Annotated in this window: 18 protein-coding genes; all 18 read right to left on the reverse strand. The window is 75.2% G+C overall.

The genetic code is table 11. The annotated features are described in order from the left end of the window. Positions 1-3 precede the first annotated feature (3 nt). Complete coding sequence (gene pyrR, locus IPM45_02145) at positions 4-522, reverse strand: bifunctional pyr operon transcriptional regulator/uracil phosphoribosyltransferase PyrR (protein ID MBK9178369.1); 519 nt, start codon at positions 520-522, stop codon at positions 4-6. Positions 523-635: 113 nt separating this feature from the next. Then, a complete protein-coding gene (locus tag IPM45_02150) occupies positions 636-1,181 on the reverse strand; it encodes a GNAT family N-acetyltransferase (protein ID MBK9178370.1) in 546 nt (181 codons plus the stop codon). Continuing rightward, positions 1,181-1,615 (reverse strand): transcription antitermination factor NusB, encoded by a 435-nt coding sequence (gene nusB, locus IPM45_02155; protein ID MBK9178371.1) that lies wholly within the window; start codon positions 1,613-1,615, stop codon positions 1,181-1,183. Before nusB ends, IPM45_02150 begins: the two co-directional genes overlap by 1 nt. Beyond that, positions 1,612-2,175, reverse strand: a complete 564-nt coding sequence (gene efp / locus IPM45_02160) for an elongation factor P (GenBank protein ID MBK9178372.1) — start codon at positions 2,173-2,175, stop codon at positions 1,612-1,614. Before efp ends, nusB begins: the two co-directional genes overlap by 4 nt. A 32-nt stretch (positions 2,176-2,207) precedes the next feature. Continuing rightward, the gene (locus IPM45_02165) at positions 2,208-3,296 is read right to left on the reverse strand and encodes an aminopeptidase P family protein (GenBank protein MBK9178373.1); all 1,089 of its coding nucleotides are present in this window, start codon (positions 3,294-3,296) and stop codon (positions 2,208-2,210) included. Positions 3,297-3,325: 29 nt separating this feature from the next. Continuing rightward, a complete protein-coding gene (locus IPM45_02170; GenBank protein MBK9178374.1) occupies positions 3,326-3,775 on the reverse strand; it encodes a 3-dehydroquinate dehydratase in 450 nt (149 codons plus the stop codon). Next, positions 3,772-4,773 carry a 3-dehydroquinate synthase gene (locus IPM45_02175; GenBank protein MBK9178375.1) on the reverse strand — a complete coding sequence of 334 codons (1,002 nt, stop codon included), beginning with the start codon at positions 4,771-4,773 and terminating at the stop codon, positions 3,772-3,774. The genes IPM45_02170 and IPM45_02175 overlap by 4 nt, the downstream gene beginning before the upstream one ends. Then, positions 4,770-5,270 carry a shikimate kinase gene (locus tag IPM45_02180; GenBank protein ID MBK9178376.1) on the reverse strand — a complete coding sequence of 167 codons (501 nt, stop codon included), beginning with the start codon at positions 5,268-5,270 and terminating at the stop codon, positions 4,770-4,772. The genes IPM45_02175 and IPM45_02180 overlap by 4 nt, the downstream gene beginning before the upstream one ends. Before the next feature lie 42 nt (positions 5,271-5,312). Continuing rightward, entirely contained in the window at positions 5,313-6,482 is a 1,170-nt protein-coding gene (gene aroC / locus IPM45_02185; GenBank protein MBK9178377.1) for a chorismate synthase, read from the reverse strand. Positions 6,483-6,514: 32 nt separating this feature from the next. Further along, positions 6,515-7,201, reverse strand: a complete 687-nt coding sequence (locus tag IPM45_02190) for a prepilin peptidase (protein MBK9178378.1) — start codon at positions 7,199-7,201, stop codon at positions 6,515-6,517. A gap of 13 nt (positions 7,202-7,214) precedes the next feature. Then, complete coding sequence (locus IPM45_02195; protein MBK9178379.1) at positions 7,215-8,222, reverse strand: DUF4388 domain-containing protein; 1,008 nt, start codon at positions 8,220-8,222, stop codon at positions 7,215-7,217. 89 nt (positions 8,223-8,311) lie between these two features. Next, on the reverse strand, positions 8,312-9,187 hold the full coding sequence (locus IPM45_02200) for a shikimate dehydrogenase (GenBank protein MBK9178380.1): 876 nt from the start codon (positions 9,185-9,187) through the stop codon (positions 8,312-8,314). A gap of 23 nt (positions 9,188-9,210) precedes the next feature. Next, on the reverse strand, positions 9,211-10,311 hold the full coding sequence (gene mltG, locus IPM45_02205; protein ID MBK9178381.1) for an endolytic transglycosylase MltG: 1,101 nt from the start codon (positions 10,309-10,311) through the stop codon (positions 9,211-9,213). A gap of 50 nt (positions 10,312-10,361) precedes the next feature. Then, positions 10,362-10,832 carry a Holliday junction resolvase RuvX gene (gene ruvX, locus IPM45_02210; GenBank protein ID MBK9178382.1) on the reverse strand — a complete coding sequence of 157 codons (471 nt, stop codon included), beginning with the start codon at positions 10,830-10,832 and terminating at the stop codon, positions 10,362-10,364. Next, the gene (gene alaS / locus IPM45_02215; protein ID MBK9178383.1) at positions 10,829-13,426 is read right to left on the reverse strand and encodes an alanine--tRNA ligase; all 2,598 of its coding nucleotides are present in this window, start codon (positions 13,424-13,426) and stop codon (positions 10,829-10,831) included. Before alaS ends, ruvX begins: the two co-directional genes overlap by 4 nt. Positions 13,427-13,460: 34 nt before the next feature. Beyond that, positions 13,461-13,748: a hypothetical protein gene (locus tag IPM45_02220; GenBank protein ID MBK9178384.1), complete on the reverse strand. Its 288-nt coding sequence runs from the start codon at positions 13,746-13,748 to the stop codon at positions 13,461-13,463. Then, positions 13,748-14,104 carry a hypothetical protein gene (locus IPM45_02225; GenBank protein ID MBK9178385.1) on the reverse strand — a complete coding sequence of 119 codons (357 nt, stop codon included), beginning with the start codon at positions 14,102-14,104 and terminating at the stop codon, positions 13,748-13,750. The genes IPM45_02220 and IPM45_02225 overlap by 1 nt, the downstream gene beginning before the upstream one ends. Further along, entirely contained in the window at positions 14,101-15,408 is a 1,308-nt protein-coding gene (locus IPM45_02230) for a replication-associated recombination protein A (GenBank protein MBK9178386.1), read from the reverse strand. The genes IPM45_02225 and IPM45_02230 overlap by 4 nt, the downstream gene beginning before the upstream one ends. Positions 15,409-15,415 lie beyond the last annotated feature (7 nt).

A 15,415-nucleotide genomic window follows, 5' to 3' on the forward strand; every position in this document is an offset into this window, starting at 1 on the left:
CGGTCACTTCCGGACCTCGCCCAGGTCGACGCCGTCGAGGGTGACGTTCACCATCTCGTCGCGCCGCGTCGGCAGGTTCTTGCCCACGTAGTCCGGACGGATCGGCAGCTCGCGGTGGCCCCGATCGACCATCACCGCCAGCTGCACGGCGCGGGGCCGCCCGAAGGACGTGAGCGCGTCGAGGGCGGCCCGCACCGTGCGGCCCGTGAACAGCACGTCGTCGACCAGGACGACGATCAGCCCGGACAGCTCCATCGGGATGTCCGTCTCGGCCTCCGGGAGCACCGGGCGGAGCCCCACGTCGTCGCGGTGGAGGGCCACGTCGAGGGTGCCCACCTCGACCCGGGTGCCGTCGATCTGCTCGATGGCGTCGGCCAGGGCCCGGGCCAGCGGCACCCCGCCGGTCTGCAGACCGAGCAGCACGACCCCGTCCAGCCCGCGGTTGCGCTCGATGATCTCGTGGGCGATGCGCAGGATGGCCCGGTGGACGTCGGCAGCGTCGAGCACGCGGGTCCGGGACATGAAGACGCCCCCGAACGGGGGCGTCTGGCGGCGTTCTCGTTCTGCCATGGCTCGGCTCCTGTCCGTGCGGGTCTCGCCGGACCCGCTTCACGGTCAGACCCGCACGCTAGCAGTCAGGCCGGGGACTGCCGCTCCCACACGTCGAGCTCCACCGGGCCCGCGGGCGTGGCCCGCAGCCGACGCTCCCCCGTGCGCAGGAACCCGCACCGCTCGGCCACTCGCACCGAGGCGACGTTGCGGGCGTCGGCCTCCAGCTCGAGGCGGTCGAGGCCCAGCCCGGGGCCGAGGGCCCAGCCGGCGAGCAGGCGAACCGCCCGGGTGGCCACCCCGTGGCGCCGGGCCGGCGCCGTCACCCAGTAGCCGATCCTCGCGCACCGCTCGACGAGGTCGACGTGGCTCAGGCCCACCTCCCCCAGGATCCCGGCGGCGGCCTGCGGCACGATCACCAGGTCGAGGGCCGCCCCGGACGCCCGCCGGGCCTCTTCGCCCCGGATCCAGCGCCACGCCACGTTCCTCGAGCGACGGCTGGGCACCGCGGTCCAGCGGCGGATCTCGGGGTCGGCCCACGCCTCGGCCAGGGCCTTCTCGTCGCCGTCCCGCCACGGCCGGAGGGCGATCGAGCCGTCCGACAGCGGCGGCTCCGGGAGGGCGAGGCCCATCAGCAGCCCCCCTCGCCGCCGTCGCGGACCTCGGTGGCCAGGCGGGCCAGGACGCCGTTCACGAACCGGCCCGAGTCGTCGGTCGAGAACCGCTTGGCCAGCTCGACCGCCTCGTCGATCACCACCGCCGTCGGCACGTCGGGCCGGCCCAGGAGCTCGAAGGCTGCCAGCCGCAGGATCGCCCGGTCGACCGCAGGCATCCGCTCGACGGTCCACCCCCGCGCCAGCCGGGCGAGGTGGGCGTCCAGCTCCGCCCGGCGCTCGCCCACCCCCGCGACCACGTCGGCGGTGTAGGGATCGGCGGGCACGGGGAGGGCGACGAGCACCTCGCGAGGGTCCACGCCCTTCATCTCGGCCTCGTAGAGGAGCCCGAGGGCCCGCTCCCGGGCGTCTCGACGCCCCCACGCGGGGCGGGGATCACCCGGTGCGCTCACACGCGGGTGATGTACTCGCCGCTTCGGGTGTCGACCTTGATGCGGTCGCCGATGTTGACGAACAGCGGCACCTGCACCACGAGCCCGGTCTCCAGGGTGGCGGGCTTGCGGGCACCGGACACCCGGTCGCCCTGCACGCCGGGCTCGGTCTCGGCCACCCCCAGCTCGACCGAGGCCGCGATCTCGGTGGCGACCACCTCGCCCTGGTACATCTGCAGGTTCGCGGTGGAGCCCTCGACCAGGTAGCTGGCCGCCGCCCCCAGGGCCTCCGGGGCCACGTGGAGCTGGTCGTACGTCGTCGTGTCCATGAACACGACGTCGTCGCCCTCGCGGTACAGGAACTGCATGTCGCGCTTGTCGAGGATCGCCTGCTCCACCTTCTCCCCCGCACGGAACGTGCGGTCGATCACCGCGCCGGTGCGGGCGTTCTTCAGGGTGGTGCGCACGAAGGCCCCGCCCTTGCCCGGCTTGACGTGCTGGAACCCGACGACCGTGAACAGGGTGCCGTCGAGGTCGAGGGTCATCCCGTTCTTCAGGTCGTTGGTCGTGATCGATGGCATGGGGGCCTCGTTGGTCGTCGGAGCGCCGACCGTCAGGCCAGCACGGCGCCGTGGGGCGTGCGGGTGAGCACCCGGCAACCGTCGGGATCGACCACGAGCAGGTCCTCGATGCGCACACCCGCCTCTCCGGCAAGGTACACGCCGGGCTCGACCGTGACCACGTGGCCGGCCGCCAGGAGATCCGGCGACGTCGCGCCCAGACGGGGGTGCTCGTGGATCTCGAGGCCGACACCGTGGCCGGTGCCGTGCACGAACTGCTCGCCCCACCCGGCCTCGGCGATCAGCTCGCGGCACGCCCGGTCGACGTCGGCACCGGCCACGCCGGCGCGGACCGCGGCCACCCCGGCGGCCCGGGCCGCGTCGACCACCTCGAGCAGGCGGCGCACGGTCGGCGTCGGCTCGCCGACCACCAGCGTGCGGGTCATGTCGGAGCAGTAGCCGTCGACGCGCGCTCCCACGTCGACCACCACCGGCTCGCCCGGGCCGATCGGCCGGTCCCCCGGGCGGGCGTGGGGCTGCGACGCGTTCGGGCCCCCGGCGACGATCGTGTCGAACGAGGTGCCGTCGGCGCCCAGGTCGAGGATCTCGTCGTCGAGGGCCCGGGCGAAGGTCCGCTCGGTGGGCCGCTCGACGAGGAGGGGGCGCACCGCGGCCAGCGCCCGGTCGACGATCGCCGCCGCGGCCTCGATGCGTGCCACCTCGCCCGGGTCCTTCACCAGGCGGAGCTCCTCCGCCAGCCGCTCGGTGGGCACCAGCTCGGCCGAGGGGAACCAGGTCTCGGCGAACGACCGCTGCTCGGCCCACGTGACGGCGCCGGCCTCGAGGCCGACTCGCCGCACGCCCGACGCCACCGACACCACCTCGTCCCGCTGGGCGGCCTGCGTGCGGGCGACCACGAGGCGGACCTCGGCCCCCGACTCGGCCAGCTCCGCGGCGGCCCGCTCGGCGTAGCGGCCGTCGGTGACGAGCAGCGCGTCGTCGGGCCGCACGAGCAGCAGGCCGGCCGATCCGGTGAAGCCGGTGAGCCAGCGGACGTTCAGGAGCGAGGTGACGAGCACGGCGTCGCAACCGGCGTCGGCGGCGCGCTCGCGCAGCCTGGCCAGGCGACCGGCGACGTCCATGGGCGGGAGGCCGGTGGGGCTCACCCCCGTCACCGGCCGGACGCGAGGAGCCGGGCCACGGCCTCGATCGCCAGCTCGTAGCCCAGCCCGCCGAAGCCGACCACGGCGCCGTCGGCGACCGGCGCGACGACCGAGGTGTGCCGCCAGGGCTCCCGAGCGGCGGGGTTCGACAGGTGCAGCTCCACCACGACGCCGTCGAACGCGGCCAGGGCGTCGTGGATCGACCAGGCGTAGTGCGTGAGCGCACCGGCGTTGACCACGATCGCTGCGCAGCGTCCGCGCGCGCCGTGGATCGCCTCGACCAGGTCGCCCTCGTGGTTGCTCTGCACGTGCTCCAGCCGGAGCCCTGCCGCCTCGGCCGAGGCGCGCGCGGTGGCCACGTGGTCGTCGAGGGTGGCCGTGCCGTAGATCTCGGGCTGCCGCTGCCCCAGCAGGTCCAGGTTGGGCCCCGACAGGAGCAGCACGATCGGTGGACTCATGCCATGCCCTCCAGCACCGCCCGGACGTCGGCCTCGGGCACCCCGGCCACGATCTCGATCCCGTCGGGCCCGTCGAGCGCGAACGTGAGCCCCTCCACCGCCTTCTTGTCCCGTCGCATCAGGGCCATGAGCTCGTCCGGGTCGACGCCGGCGGGGAGCCTGGAGGGCAGATCGTAGGCGGCCACCACCCGCCGATGCTCGCCCACCCGGGCGTCGTCGATCCGGCCCAGGCGGCGCCCCAGCTCGGCTGCGCCCACCAGGCCGATCGCCACCGCCTCGCCGTGGCGCAGGTCGTACCGGCCGGCGGTCTCGAGGGCGTGCGCCAGGGTGTGCCCGTAGTTGAGGATCGCCCGCCGGCCGCCCTCGCGCTCGTCGGCACCGACCACGCCGGCCTTGATCGCCACGCACGCGGCCACCTGCTCGTCGACGGGGAGGGCGTCGAGGTCGCCCCCGCCGAGGAAGTGGTACTTCGCCAGCTCGCCGCGGCCGCTGCGCAGCTCCCGAGGCGGGAGGGTGGCGAGCACCTCCGTGTCGCACAGCACCGCCCGCGGCTGCCAGAACGCCCCGACCAGATTCTTGCCCTCGGGCAGGTTGACGCCGGTCTTGCCGCCGATGGCGGCGTCGATCTGGGCCAGCAGGGTGGTCGGCACGTGCACCACGGCCACGCCGCGGTGGTAGACGGCCGCGACGAAGCCGGCCACGTCGGTGACCAGGCCCCCGCCCACGCCCACCACCACGTCGGCCCGGGTGAGACCCCAGCGGGCGAACCCGCGGCAGAGCTCCTCGACGGTGGCCAGCGACTTGGCCTCCTCGCCGCCGCCGATCACGAAGGTGCGGTGCTCGAGGCCGGGGTCGACCTCGACCCCGATGCCGGCCTGGGTGACGACGGCCGCGCGGCGGACGGACGGCGGCAGCACCTCGGCCAGGCGGTGACGCGCACCCGCCCCGACCACCACGTCGTACGAGCGCTCGCCCAGCTCCACCGGCACGACGATCATCGGCGGTTCACCCCGTCGCCGACGGCCAGCGCGGCCACCTCGGCGACGATCTCGTCGACCGAGCGCCCGGCCACGCCGACCACCACGTCGGCGACCGCCCCGTAGAGCGGCTGGCGGGCCTCGGCCAGACGGGCCAGCGTCCCGGCCGGGTCGTCGGCCAGCAGCGGGCGATGGTCGGCGCCACCCACGCGGGCCGCCAGCACCTCGGGATCGGCCTGCAGCCACACCACCACACCGGCGGCGCGGATGCGGTCGCGGTTGGCCGGGTCGAGCACCGCCCCGCCCGCGGCGGCGATCACCGCCGGCTCGGACCGGGCGAGGGCGGCGGCGAGCACCTCCGACTCGAGCACCCGGTACGCCGCCTCCCCCTCCGCCTCGAAGATCTCGCGCACCGTCCGGCCCGTGCGGGCCTCGACGTCGGCGTCGCTGTCGACGAACGGCCACCCGAGGCGCTCGGCCACCCGCGCACCGACCGTCGTCTTGCCCGAGCCCATCATCCCGACGAGCACGAGGTGCCCGGTCACGGCGCGACGACCCGCTCAGCCGCGGGCCGCCGCGGCCAGGGCGGCCACGTAGCCCTGGTGGTTCCGCACCAGCTCGTCGACCGAGTCGCCGCCGAACTTGCGGGTGGCCTCGTCGGCCAGGACGAGCGCCACCATCGTCTCGGCCACCACGCCCAGCGCGGGCACGGCGGTGACGTCGGTGCGCTCCTTGAACGAGACCGTCTCCTCCTTGGTGACGGTGTCGACGGTCTTGAGGGTGGGCCGGTTGAGGGTGGCGAGAGGCTTCATGGCGGCGCGCGCCACGACCACCTCGCCCGTCGACATGCCGCCCTCGATCCCGCCGGCGAGGGACGACTCGCGGCGGTACCTGCCGGCGGCCTCGTCCCACGAGATGGGATCGTGGGCGCCCGAGCCTCGCCGGCCGGCGACCTCGAAGCCGTCGCCGATCTCGACCCCCTTGACCGCCTGGATGCTGCACAGCGCCTGCGCCACGAGCCCGTCGAGCCGCCGGTCCCAGTGCACGTGGCTCCCGAGGCCGACGGGCACGCCGTAGGCCAACACCTCGACCACGCCGCCCAGGGAGTCTCCGTCCTTGGCGGCGGCCTTCACCTCGGCGACCATGGCCTCCTCGGCCACGGGATCCGCGCAGCGCACCGGCGACTCGTCGACCCTCGCCAGGTCGTCGGGCCCCGGGCGGCGGTGGCTCGTGACCCGGACCGGGCCCAGCTGGATCACGTGCGAGACGATCGACACGCCGACGGCGGCCAGCAGCTTCTTGGCCACGGCCCCGGCGGCGACCCTCGCCGCCGTCTCCCGGGCCGAGGCCCGCTCGAGCACGTCGCGCGCGTCGCTGAAGCCGTACTTCTGCATGCCGGCCAGGTCGGCGTGGCCCGGCCGGGGCTGCGTCAGCGGTCGCTCGGTGAGCCCCGGCGCCGGCGACATCTCCTCCTGCCACTTCGGCCACTCGCTGTTGGCGATCTCGATCGCCACCGGCGAACCGAGCGTGCGGCCGTGCCGCACCCCGCCGACGAGCGTGAGCTCGTCACGCTCGAAGCGCATCCGGGGGCCCCGGCCGTAGCCGAGGCGGCGACGCGCGAGCTCGTCCTGGATCTCCTCGGCCCTGATGGGGAGACCGGCGGGCAGGCCCTCGACGATGACGACGAGGGCCCGGCCGTGCGACTCCCCGGCGGTGAGGAAGCGGAGCATCCCGAGAATCTACCGGCAGGGGTCCCGGCGGCTCACCCCGGCCCGACCGCCCCCAGGATCGGCTGCGAGAACAGCACGGCGATCACCGTGCCGGCCGCCAGGGCCGGGCCGAACGGGAAGCCGGTCCGTCGGCCCTGCCGCCACCCGACCGCGGCCAGGATCCCCAGCCCCACCGCCGCCCCCACCAGGGCGCCGAGGGCCAGCCCGACGAGGACGAGGTACAGGTCGAGCCAGCCCAGGTAGAGCCCGAGCACCAGACCCAGCTTCACGTCGCCGAAGCCGATCCCCGCCGGGCTCACCAGGTGGAACACCAGCAGCACGCCGGCGTAGACGACCGCACCCACCAGGGCCCACCGGATGGCGCCGGGCACGTCGCGCGCGATCGAGACGACGACCACCGCCGGCACCGAGACCGCCAGGGCCGGGAACACGATCCGGTTGGGGATCCGGTGCTGCTCAAGGTCGATCGCCGACACCGCCACCAGCACCGCGAACAGGAACAGGTAGGCCAGCAGCTCGGGCTCGGGGCCGAACCGGGCGCCGCCGGCCGCGAAGAGCACGGCCGTCGCGACGACGCAGGCCCAGGGAGGCAGCACGACGCCGGGCACGTCGTGGGCTTCCACCCCGTCAACGCCTCGCGACGATGCGATCACGGCGTTCACCGCCCGTCCTGCGACCAGCCCGGCCAGCGCGGCGGCGACCGCGACGAGCGCTGTCAAGGACCCGGGTGGTTCAGCGCTTGACCGACGACAGGTAGCGGAGCAGGAGCTCGCGGTCGGGCGGGGCCTCCTCGCCGCCACCCTCGCCGGCCGGGGCCTCGCCGGCCGGGGCGTCGACCGACGGCGTGGGCTCGGGGCGCGGCTCGGCAGCACCGGCGGGCGGGGCGGCGACCTCCGGGGGCGGCGCCCCCGACCCGGGCGCGGCGGACGCCGCCTCGCCGAGGAGCGAGTCGAAGCCCGGGATCACGATGCCCAGATCGCCACCGAGCTCGGGCGACGGGGCGGGCGGCGCCTGAGCCGGCAGCGGCGCGAGAGCCGGAGCCGCGGGAGCCGGAGCCGCGGGAGCCGGAGCCGGAGCCGCGGGAGCCGGAGCCGCGGGAGCCGGAGCCGGAGCCGCGGGAGCCGGAGCCGCGGGAGCGGGAGCCGGAGCCGGAGCAGCTGCGGCGGCCGGTCGGGTCGCCACGTCCCGGGCGTCGACGATCACCGGGGGGGAGGCCCCGTCGCTCATAACCAGGAGACCGCTGTCGAGCAGGCGCCGCAGGGCCCGGGCGGTCTCCATGGCGCTCGCGCCGAGGCGCGCCGCCACCGCGCCGGCCTCGATGCCCCCACCGATCGTGGCGACCAGCCGCCACTCGTCGGCGCTGAGATCCACCTGCGCGGCGGGCGCCTCGTGGGCGAGCGTCACCCACGCGTCCGGGCGGGCCAGGGCTCGCTGCTCGTCCTCCCACTGCGTGAGGAGGGCGTCGACGGCGATGGGCGGACCGGCGCCGGGGTGCGCCACGCCGGCCTCGAACACGAAGGCACCTTCCCGGTACGACAGGATCTCGAAGACCGCCTCGGCGACCGGCGCGCCCGAGGGCAGGGAGGTGCTGACCGCGGCGACCACGGCGCCGTCGACCGTCCAGATGCTGCCCGCGACGCGTGACCCGCTCACCTCCAGGCGGCCGGTCTTGCGCGTGCCGGCCAGCAGCTGCAGGACGTCGTCGAGTGGAAAGGTGTCGAGCGTCCCCTGCAGGGACACGTCTGTCCTCCCGTGGTCGGTTCGTCGAGGGACCCCTCGATTGTCCCATGTCGGCAGCGGTTGCGGAAGCCTGAGGAACGGCCCGGACGTCATCCCCTCCGGGCCAGCTCGGCGAGCGCGGCTGCCGACATCACCTCGAGCGGTGGGTCCTCGCCCGTCCACAGGCGAAAGGCGTGCGCGGCCTGGTGGATCAGCATGCCGACGCCGCCCACCGCCACGGCCCCGCCGGCGCGCGCCGCGTCCATCAGCGGGGTCACGAGCGGCTCGTAGACCAGGTCGGCCACCAGCTGGCCCTCGCAGAGCAGGGCCGGATCGACCGGGAGCACCGGCCCGGGCGGACCACCCGAGATGGGCACCGGCGGCGGCCCCATGCCCACGGGCGTGGCGTTCACCACCAGGTCGGCGTCGGCGGCCGCCTCGGCCGGGCCGGTGCGGCCGGCGGCGCCGGCCAGCAGCGCGGCGCGCTCGCCCCGGTCCTGGGTGCGGTTCACGACCACGACCTCGGCGGCGCCGGCCCGGCCCAGCGCGCGGATCACGGCCCGGGCCGCGCCCCCGGCTCCGAGCACGACGCACCGGCGGCCGGCCGGGTCGAAGCCGGCGTCGGCGACCAGGGCGTCGAGGAAGCCCTCGCCGTCGGTGTTCTCGCCCATGAGGCGCCCGCCCCGGCGGACGACGCAGTTCACGGCCCCCAGCTCCTCCGCCGCGGGTGAGCATCGGTCGACCATGCGGGCGACGACCGACTTGTGGGGCATGGTGACCGAGAGCCCATCGATGCCCAGCGAGCGCACACCCTGGAGCGCCCCCGAGATCTCCTGCTCGGCCACCTCGAAGGCGACGAACGCCCAGTCCAGGCCCAGGGACTCGAACGCGGCGTTGTGGATCGTGGGTGACAGCGAGTGGCGCACGGGGTCGCCGATCACGGCCGCGACCCGCGTGGACCCGGCGATGCCGCGGTGGGGGCTCACCGCGCCGGGGACGCGCCCCGGTGTCACCGCACGCCGTTCTGCTCGGCGAGGCGGATGTTGGCGAGGTGCTCGTCGTACGTCTCGGCGAACGAGTGGGTGCCGTCGGGCTGGGTGACCACGTAGAAGAGCCACGGCCCGGGCGCCGGGTCGAGCGCGGCCTCCATGGCGGCCCGGCCGGAGAGGGCGATCGGCGTGGGTGGCAGCCCGGCGTTCTCGTAGGTGTTGTAGGGCGAGTCGACCTCGAGGTCCTCGAAGGTGACCTCGCCGTTGGGACCCGAGCCGGCCGTGCCGCCCAGGGCGTACACGACGGTGGCATCGATCTGCAGGGGCATCCCCTGCTCCAGGCGGTTGTAGATGACCCGTGCGATCTTGGCCGCGTCCTGCGGGACGCCGGCCTCGCGCTGGATCAGCGAGGCCACGATCAGCGCCTCGTAGGGGGACACCCCCACCCGAGCCTGGGCGTCGCTGTAGCCGAGCTCGGTCGCCAGGGCGTCGAGCTGGTCGACCATCACCTGCAGGAGGGCGGTCTCGTCCATGCCATCGTCGACCGCGTAGGTGTCCGGGAAGAGGAGCCCCTCCATGCTGGTGACCTCGGAGGGCTGGAACGCCGAACGCACCTGGCCCGAGGTGGTGGCGGCCAGGAACCGCTCGGCGCTGAGCCGGGGCAGCTCCTCCTGCACGCGGGCCGCGGCCTGGCCGAGGGTGAGGCCCTCGGGCACGGTGACGGGGACGCCCACGAACTGGCCGCCGGCCTCGAGGGCCTCCACCACGTCGCCCATGGCGGACCGCTCCTGCAGCGAGTACCGGCCCGCCTCGAAGGGCCCGGCGCCCTTGGAGCGCACGTACCAGCGGAACACCGTGGCATCGGTGATCACGCCCTGGTCCTCGAGCAGGCTGGCGATCTGCTGGGTCGAGTAGCCCTCGGGGATCTCGACCACGACCTCGGCGCCGGGGTCGCCGGGCGGATCGACCTGTCGCAGCACCCACCACCCGGCGACCACGGCCAGCACGGCGGCCAGCCCGAGCACGAGGCCGACGAGGGCGAGCACCAGCTTGAGGCGCGAGCGCCTCGGCTTCAGCTCGTAGACCTCGAGATCGTCGTCGAACGGGTGCAGGCTGGTCATGGGAACTTCGTCGCGGGGAGCGTCGGCGGGAGGACGGTACTCGCGCTCGGTCACCGGCGGGCGTCGAGCCACGCCTGGAGCAGCACCGCCGCCGCGACCTTGTCGACGACGAGTCGGCGCTGCTCGGCTCGGAGCCCCTGCTCGGCGAGGGCCCGCTCGGCGGTGACGGTGGTGAGCCGCTCGTCGAACGTCTCGACCGGCACGTCCACCACCGCCGCCAGCTCGTCGGCCTCCTGGCGGGCGGCCCGGGCCGCCGGGCCGAGCCCACCGTCGAGCGACAGCGGCAGGCCCACCACGACGCGCTCGGCCCCGACCTCGCCGACCAGCGTGGCGATCGCCTGGTGGTCGCGGGCCCGGTCCCCGCAGCGCGCCAGCACGGCGTGCGGGCTGGCGATGGTGCCGGACGGGTCGCTCACCGCCAGGCCGATCCGGCGACTGCCCAGGTCGACCCCCACCACCCGCCGGGCACGCGCCGCGCCACCCCGTTCGCGGCGGCGCCGCCGCCGGGGCGCACCCGTCACCGCGAGCCGACGCCGGCTGCGGCGCGAGCCTGGTCGAGGGCCTCGGCGAGCCTCGCCGGGTCCTTGCCGCCGGCGACGGCCAGATCGGGCTGCTTGCCTCCCCCACCCTGCACCGTGCGGGCGGCCTCGGCGATCAGATCGGCGGCATGGAGCCCGCTCGCGGGCGCCACCGCCGAGACGAGGGCGGCCCCGCCACCCTCGGGCTCCCCGCCCAGCACCACGGCGCGCACGCCGGCGTGGTCGCGCACCGCCAGCGCCAGGTCGCGCAGCTCGTCGCGCGCCGTGCCGTCGACCCGGGCCACGACCACCCCGTCGACGGCGGTGCCGGCCAGCTCGGCCGCCCTCGCGCCGGTCTGGGCCCGGCGCAGGGCCTTCAGCTCGTCGCGCAGGGCGCGCACCTCCTCGAGCCGGCGCTCGACGCCCTCGACCAGCTGCTCGGGCGGCACGCCGAGGAGCTGGCCGGCGCGGGCCGCCCGATCCTCGGCGGCGCGGAGCCGCTCGACCGTGGCGAAGCCGGTCACGGCCTCGATCCGCCGCAGGTTCGACCCGATGGACCCTTCGTGCACCACCCGCACCGGCCCGATGTCGCCCAGGGCGTGCACGTGGGTGCCGCCGCAGAGCTCGACCGAGTGCGGGCCCGCCTCGAGCACCCGGACCGTTTCCCCGTACTTCTCGCCGAAGAACGCGATGGCGCCCAGGTCGGCGGCGTGCTCACGGGTGGTCTCGAAGGCGCGCACCGGGCGGTTGGCCAGCACCTCGGCGTTGACCAGGTCCTCGATGCGGGCCAGCTCGTCGGGCGTGACCGCCTCGTAGTGGCTGAAGTCGAAGCGGAGCCGGTCGGGGGCCACCAGCGAGCCCGCCTGCTTGACGTGGTCGCCGAGCACCTCGCGCAGGGCCCAGTGGAGCAGGTGCGTGCCCGTGTGGTTGCGCCTGATGGCGTCGCGCCGGGCGGCATCCACGGCGGCGACCGCCTCCTGCCCCGGCCCGACCTCGCCCTCGACCACCCGGCCGAGGTGCTGGTGCAGGCCGGGTAGGGCGGCGCGCGTGTCGAGCACCTCCACGGTGCCCGTCGGCGTCGTGATGGTCCCGGTGTCGCCCACCTGCCCGCCGCCCTCGGCGTAGAAGGGCGTGCGGTCGAGGAACACCTCGACCAGGCCGCCCTCCCCGGCGTCGGGCGCCTCGAGCACGGCCAGCACCCGCGCCGGCGACGTCACCTCGGTGTAGCCCGTGAACTCGGTGGTGCCGAACTGCTCGACCAGCTCACGGTAGGCGTCGGCCCGCGCCGCGTCGCCCGCGCCGCCCTTGCGGGCATCCTTGGCCCGCCGGCGCTGCTCGGCCATGGCCCGCTCGAAGCCGGCCATGTCGACCGCGACGCCGCGCTCCTCGGCGATCTCCTGCGTCACCTCCACCGGGAAGCCGAACGTGTCGTGCAGCCGGAAGGCCAGCTCGCCCTCGATCACCGAACCGCCGGTGCGCCCCGCGAGCTGGTCGTCGAGGATCGCCAGACCGGAGCGCAGCGAGTGACGGAAGCGCTCCTCCTCCCGACCCACCACGCCGGCGATGAAGTCGTGGTTCTTGACGAGCTCGGGGTAGGCGTCGCCCATCACGTCGACCGTGGCCGTGACCAGGGCCGGCGTGACCGGCCTCTCGGTGCCGAGCAGGTACGCGTGCCGCACCGCACGGCGGATGATGCGCCGCAGCACGTAGCCGCGATCCTCGTTCGACGGGAACACGCCGTCGTTGACCAGGAAGGTCATGGCCCGACCGTGGTCGGCGAGGATCCGCAGCGTGACGTCGGTCCGCTCGTGCCGGCCGTAGCGCTCGGCGGTGACGCCCTCGGCCGCGGCGATGATCGGCCGCAGGACGTCGGTCTCGAACACCGACGCGTGGCCCTGCAGGATCGGGACGATGCGCTCGAGCCCGGCACCGGTGTCGATGTTCTTGCGCGGCAGGTCCGAGAGGCTCCCGTCCGCGAGCCGGTTGAACTGCATGAACACCAGGTTCCAGATCTCCACGAAGCGCTCCGGCCCGCCGGCCGCCGGCCCGCCGGCCTCGCCCCACTCGGCGCCCTTGTCGACGTAGATCTCCGAGCACGGCCCGCAGGGACCGGCGCCGCCCTTGGCCATCTCCCACCAGTTGTCGTCGCCCAGCCGCTGGATCCGGTCGGGTCGCACGCCCACCGCGTCGCGCCAGATGTCGGCGGCCTCGTCGTCGTCGGTGAAGCACGTGACCCACAGCCGGTCGGGGTCGAGGCCGAACACCTCGGTCACGACCTCCCACGCGAAGGGGATCGCCTCCTGCTTGAAGTAGTCGCCGAAGCTGAAGTTGCCGAGCATCTCGAAGAACGTGAGATGGCGGGTCGTCGTCCCGATGATGTCGATGTCGGGGGTGCGGAAGCTCTTCTGGACGCTGGTGGCCCGCGAGTACGGGGGGAGCTCCTCGCCGAGGAAGTACGGGATGAACTGCACCATGCCGGCCACCGTGAACAGCGGCGCTGCGGGGTGGTGCGGGATCAACCCCGACGAGGGCACGTGGGTGTGGCCGCGCGCCACGAAGTAGTCGGTGAAGGCGCGGCGAAGCTGGTTCGCGTCCATGACAGGCCCAGCCTACCGGCGGGCCGGAGGGGGCCTAGGGGGCGACGCGGGGCTCGGACCGCCGGGGCGGCACCGCAGCCTCCGTGCCCGGGGGCACCAGCCCGGCCCGCAGCTCTGCCTCGCGCTCGCGCATGGCCTGCCGGCCCTCGCGCACGGCGTCGACGAGGTCGGCCCCGAGCTCGCGCACGGTCTCCACCACGTCGCCGCCGATCCTCGCGGGCGTGTACCGCTCGGCGGTGCGCCGCACGGCGCGGTTCACCCAGTACGACGCTCCGACCCCGACGCCGATCCCCGTGCCCAACCAGAAGGCGCGCCGGATCATCAGCGGGCCCGGCGCAGCCGCCGGGCGGCCCGCTGCGTGCCGGAGGCCAGGGCGACGGTCTTGATGACGGGCGTCGAGAGCGCGGCCTGGGCGATCCGGGACGTGGAGGAGACTGCGGCCGAGATCCCCTCGGCCGTCCCGAGCAGGCGGTCGACGCGGTCGAGCCCGTCGCGGGCCTCCCCCACCGCCTGCTCGAGCTCGACGACCAGGCCGTCGGTGCGGGTCCGCACCTCGACGAGGGCGTCGCGCACCTCGCCGAGGGTCCGCACGGTGGCCGCGAGGACCACCGCCAGGGCGGCGACGGCCAGGGCGGCGAGCACCGTGACCACGATCGCGGCGACGTCGGCGGCGCTCACGGGTCGTCCGGGGCGACGGGGCGGGCGGCCATGCGGCGGGCGATCTCCTGTTCGTGGCCGTGTTCGGACGGCTCGTAGTACTGGTGCTCGTCCAGCTCGGGCGGCCGGTAGCGCTGGGCCACCCACCCCCGAGGGTCGTCGTGAGGATACTGGTACCCCTGCCCGTGGCCGAGCGATCTGGCGCCGCGGTAGTGCGCGTCGCGGAGGTGGGCCGGCACCTCGCCGCCCGCACCGTCGCGGACGTCGCGGCGGGCCCGGCCCAGGGCCACGGTGACCCGGTTCGACTTCGGGGCGGTGGCCAGGTGCACCACCGCGTGGGCCAGGTTGAGGGCGGCTTCCGGCAGCCCGACCCGCTCCACCGCGGTGGCCGCGGCGTCGGCGACGAGCAGGCCCTGCGGGTCGGCCATGCCGACGTCCTCGGAGGCCAGGATCACGAGCCGGCGGGCGATGAAGCGGGCGTCCTCCCCGGCCTCCAGCATCCGCGCCAGCCAGTAGAGCCCGGCGTCGACGTCGGAGCCGCGGATGCTCTTGATGAAGGCGCTCACCACGTCGTAGTGGTCGTCACGGCCGTACCGCAGGGCGCGGACGTCGAGCGCCGCCTCGGCGTCGGCGAGGGTGACGCACGGGGGCCACGTCCGGTCGGCGGCCAGGGCCACGGCCACCTCCAGGGCGGTGAGCACGTGCCTCCCGTCGCCTGCCGCCCGCTCGACCAGGTGGTCGACGGCCTCGGGGACGGCCTCGGCGCCCTCGGCCGACAGACCCCGTGCCACGAGGGTGCGGAGGGCCGCGGCGTCGAGCGGCTCGAGGCGGAACAGCGTCGAGCGCGACAGCAGCGGCGGGTTCACCTCGAAGAACGGGTTCTCGGTGGTGGCTCCGATGAGCACCAGGAGCCCCTCCTCGACCGAGGGGAGCAGGGCGTCCTGCTGGGCCTTGTTGAAGCGGTGGACCTCGTCGAGGAACAGGATCGTGCCGCGCCCCTGCTCGCCCAGGCGGACCCGGGCCCGCTCGGCCACCTCGCGCACGTCCTTCACCGAGGCGGCGACGGCCGACAGGGGCTCGAAGGCCTTGGCCGTGGTGTCGGCGATGAGCCGGGCGAGGGTGGTCTTGCCGGTGCCGGGCGGTCCCCACAGGATCACCGACGACAGACGGTCGGCGTCGATGAGGGTCCGCAGGGGCCTTCCCCGCCCCAGGAGGTGCTCCTGGCCCACGAGCTCGTCGAGCGAGTGGGGACGCAGCCGCGCCGCGAGGGGCGCCTGGCTCCGCAGCCGGTCCTCGGCGGCGGCCGCGAACAGGTCGTCGGCCATCAGCGGA

The sequence above is a fragment of the Acidimicrobiales bacterium genome (assembly GCA_016716005.1).
Taxonomy (GTDB): Bacteria; Actinomycetota; Acidimicrobiia; order Acidimicrobiales; family JADJXE01; genus JADJXE01.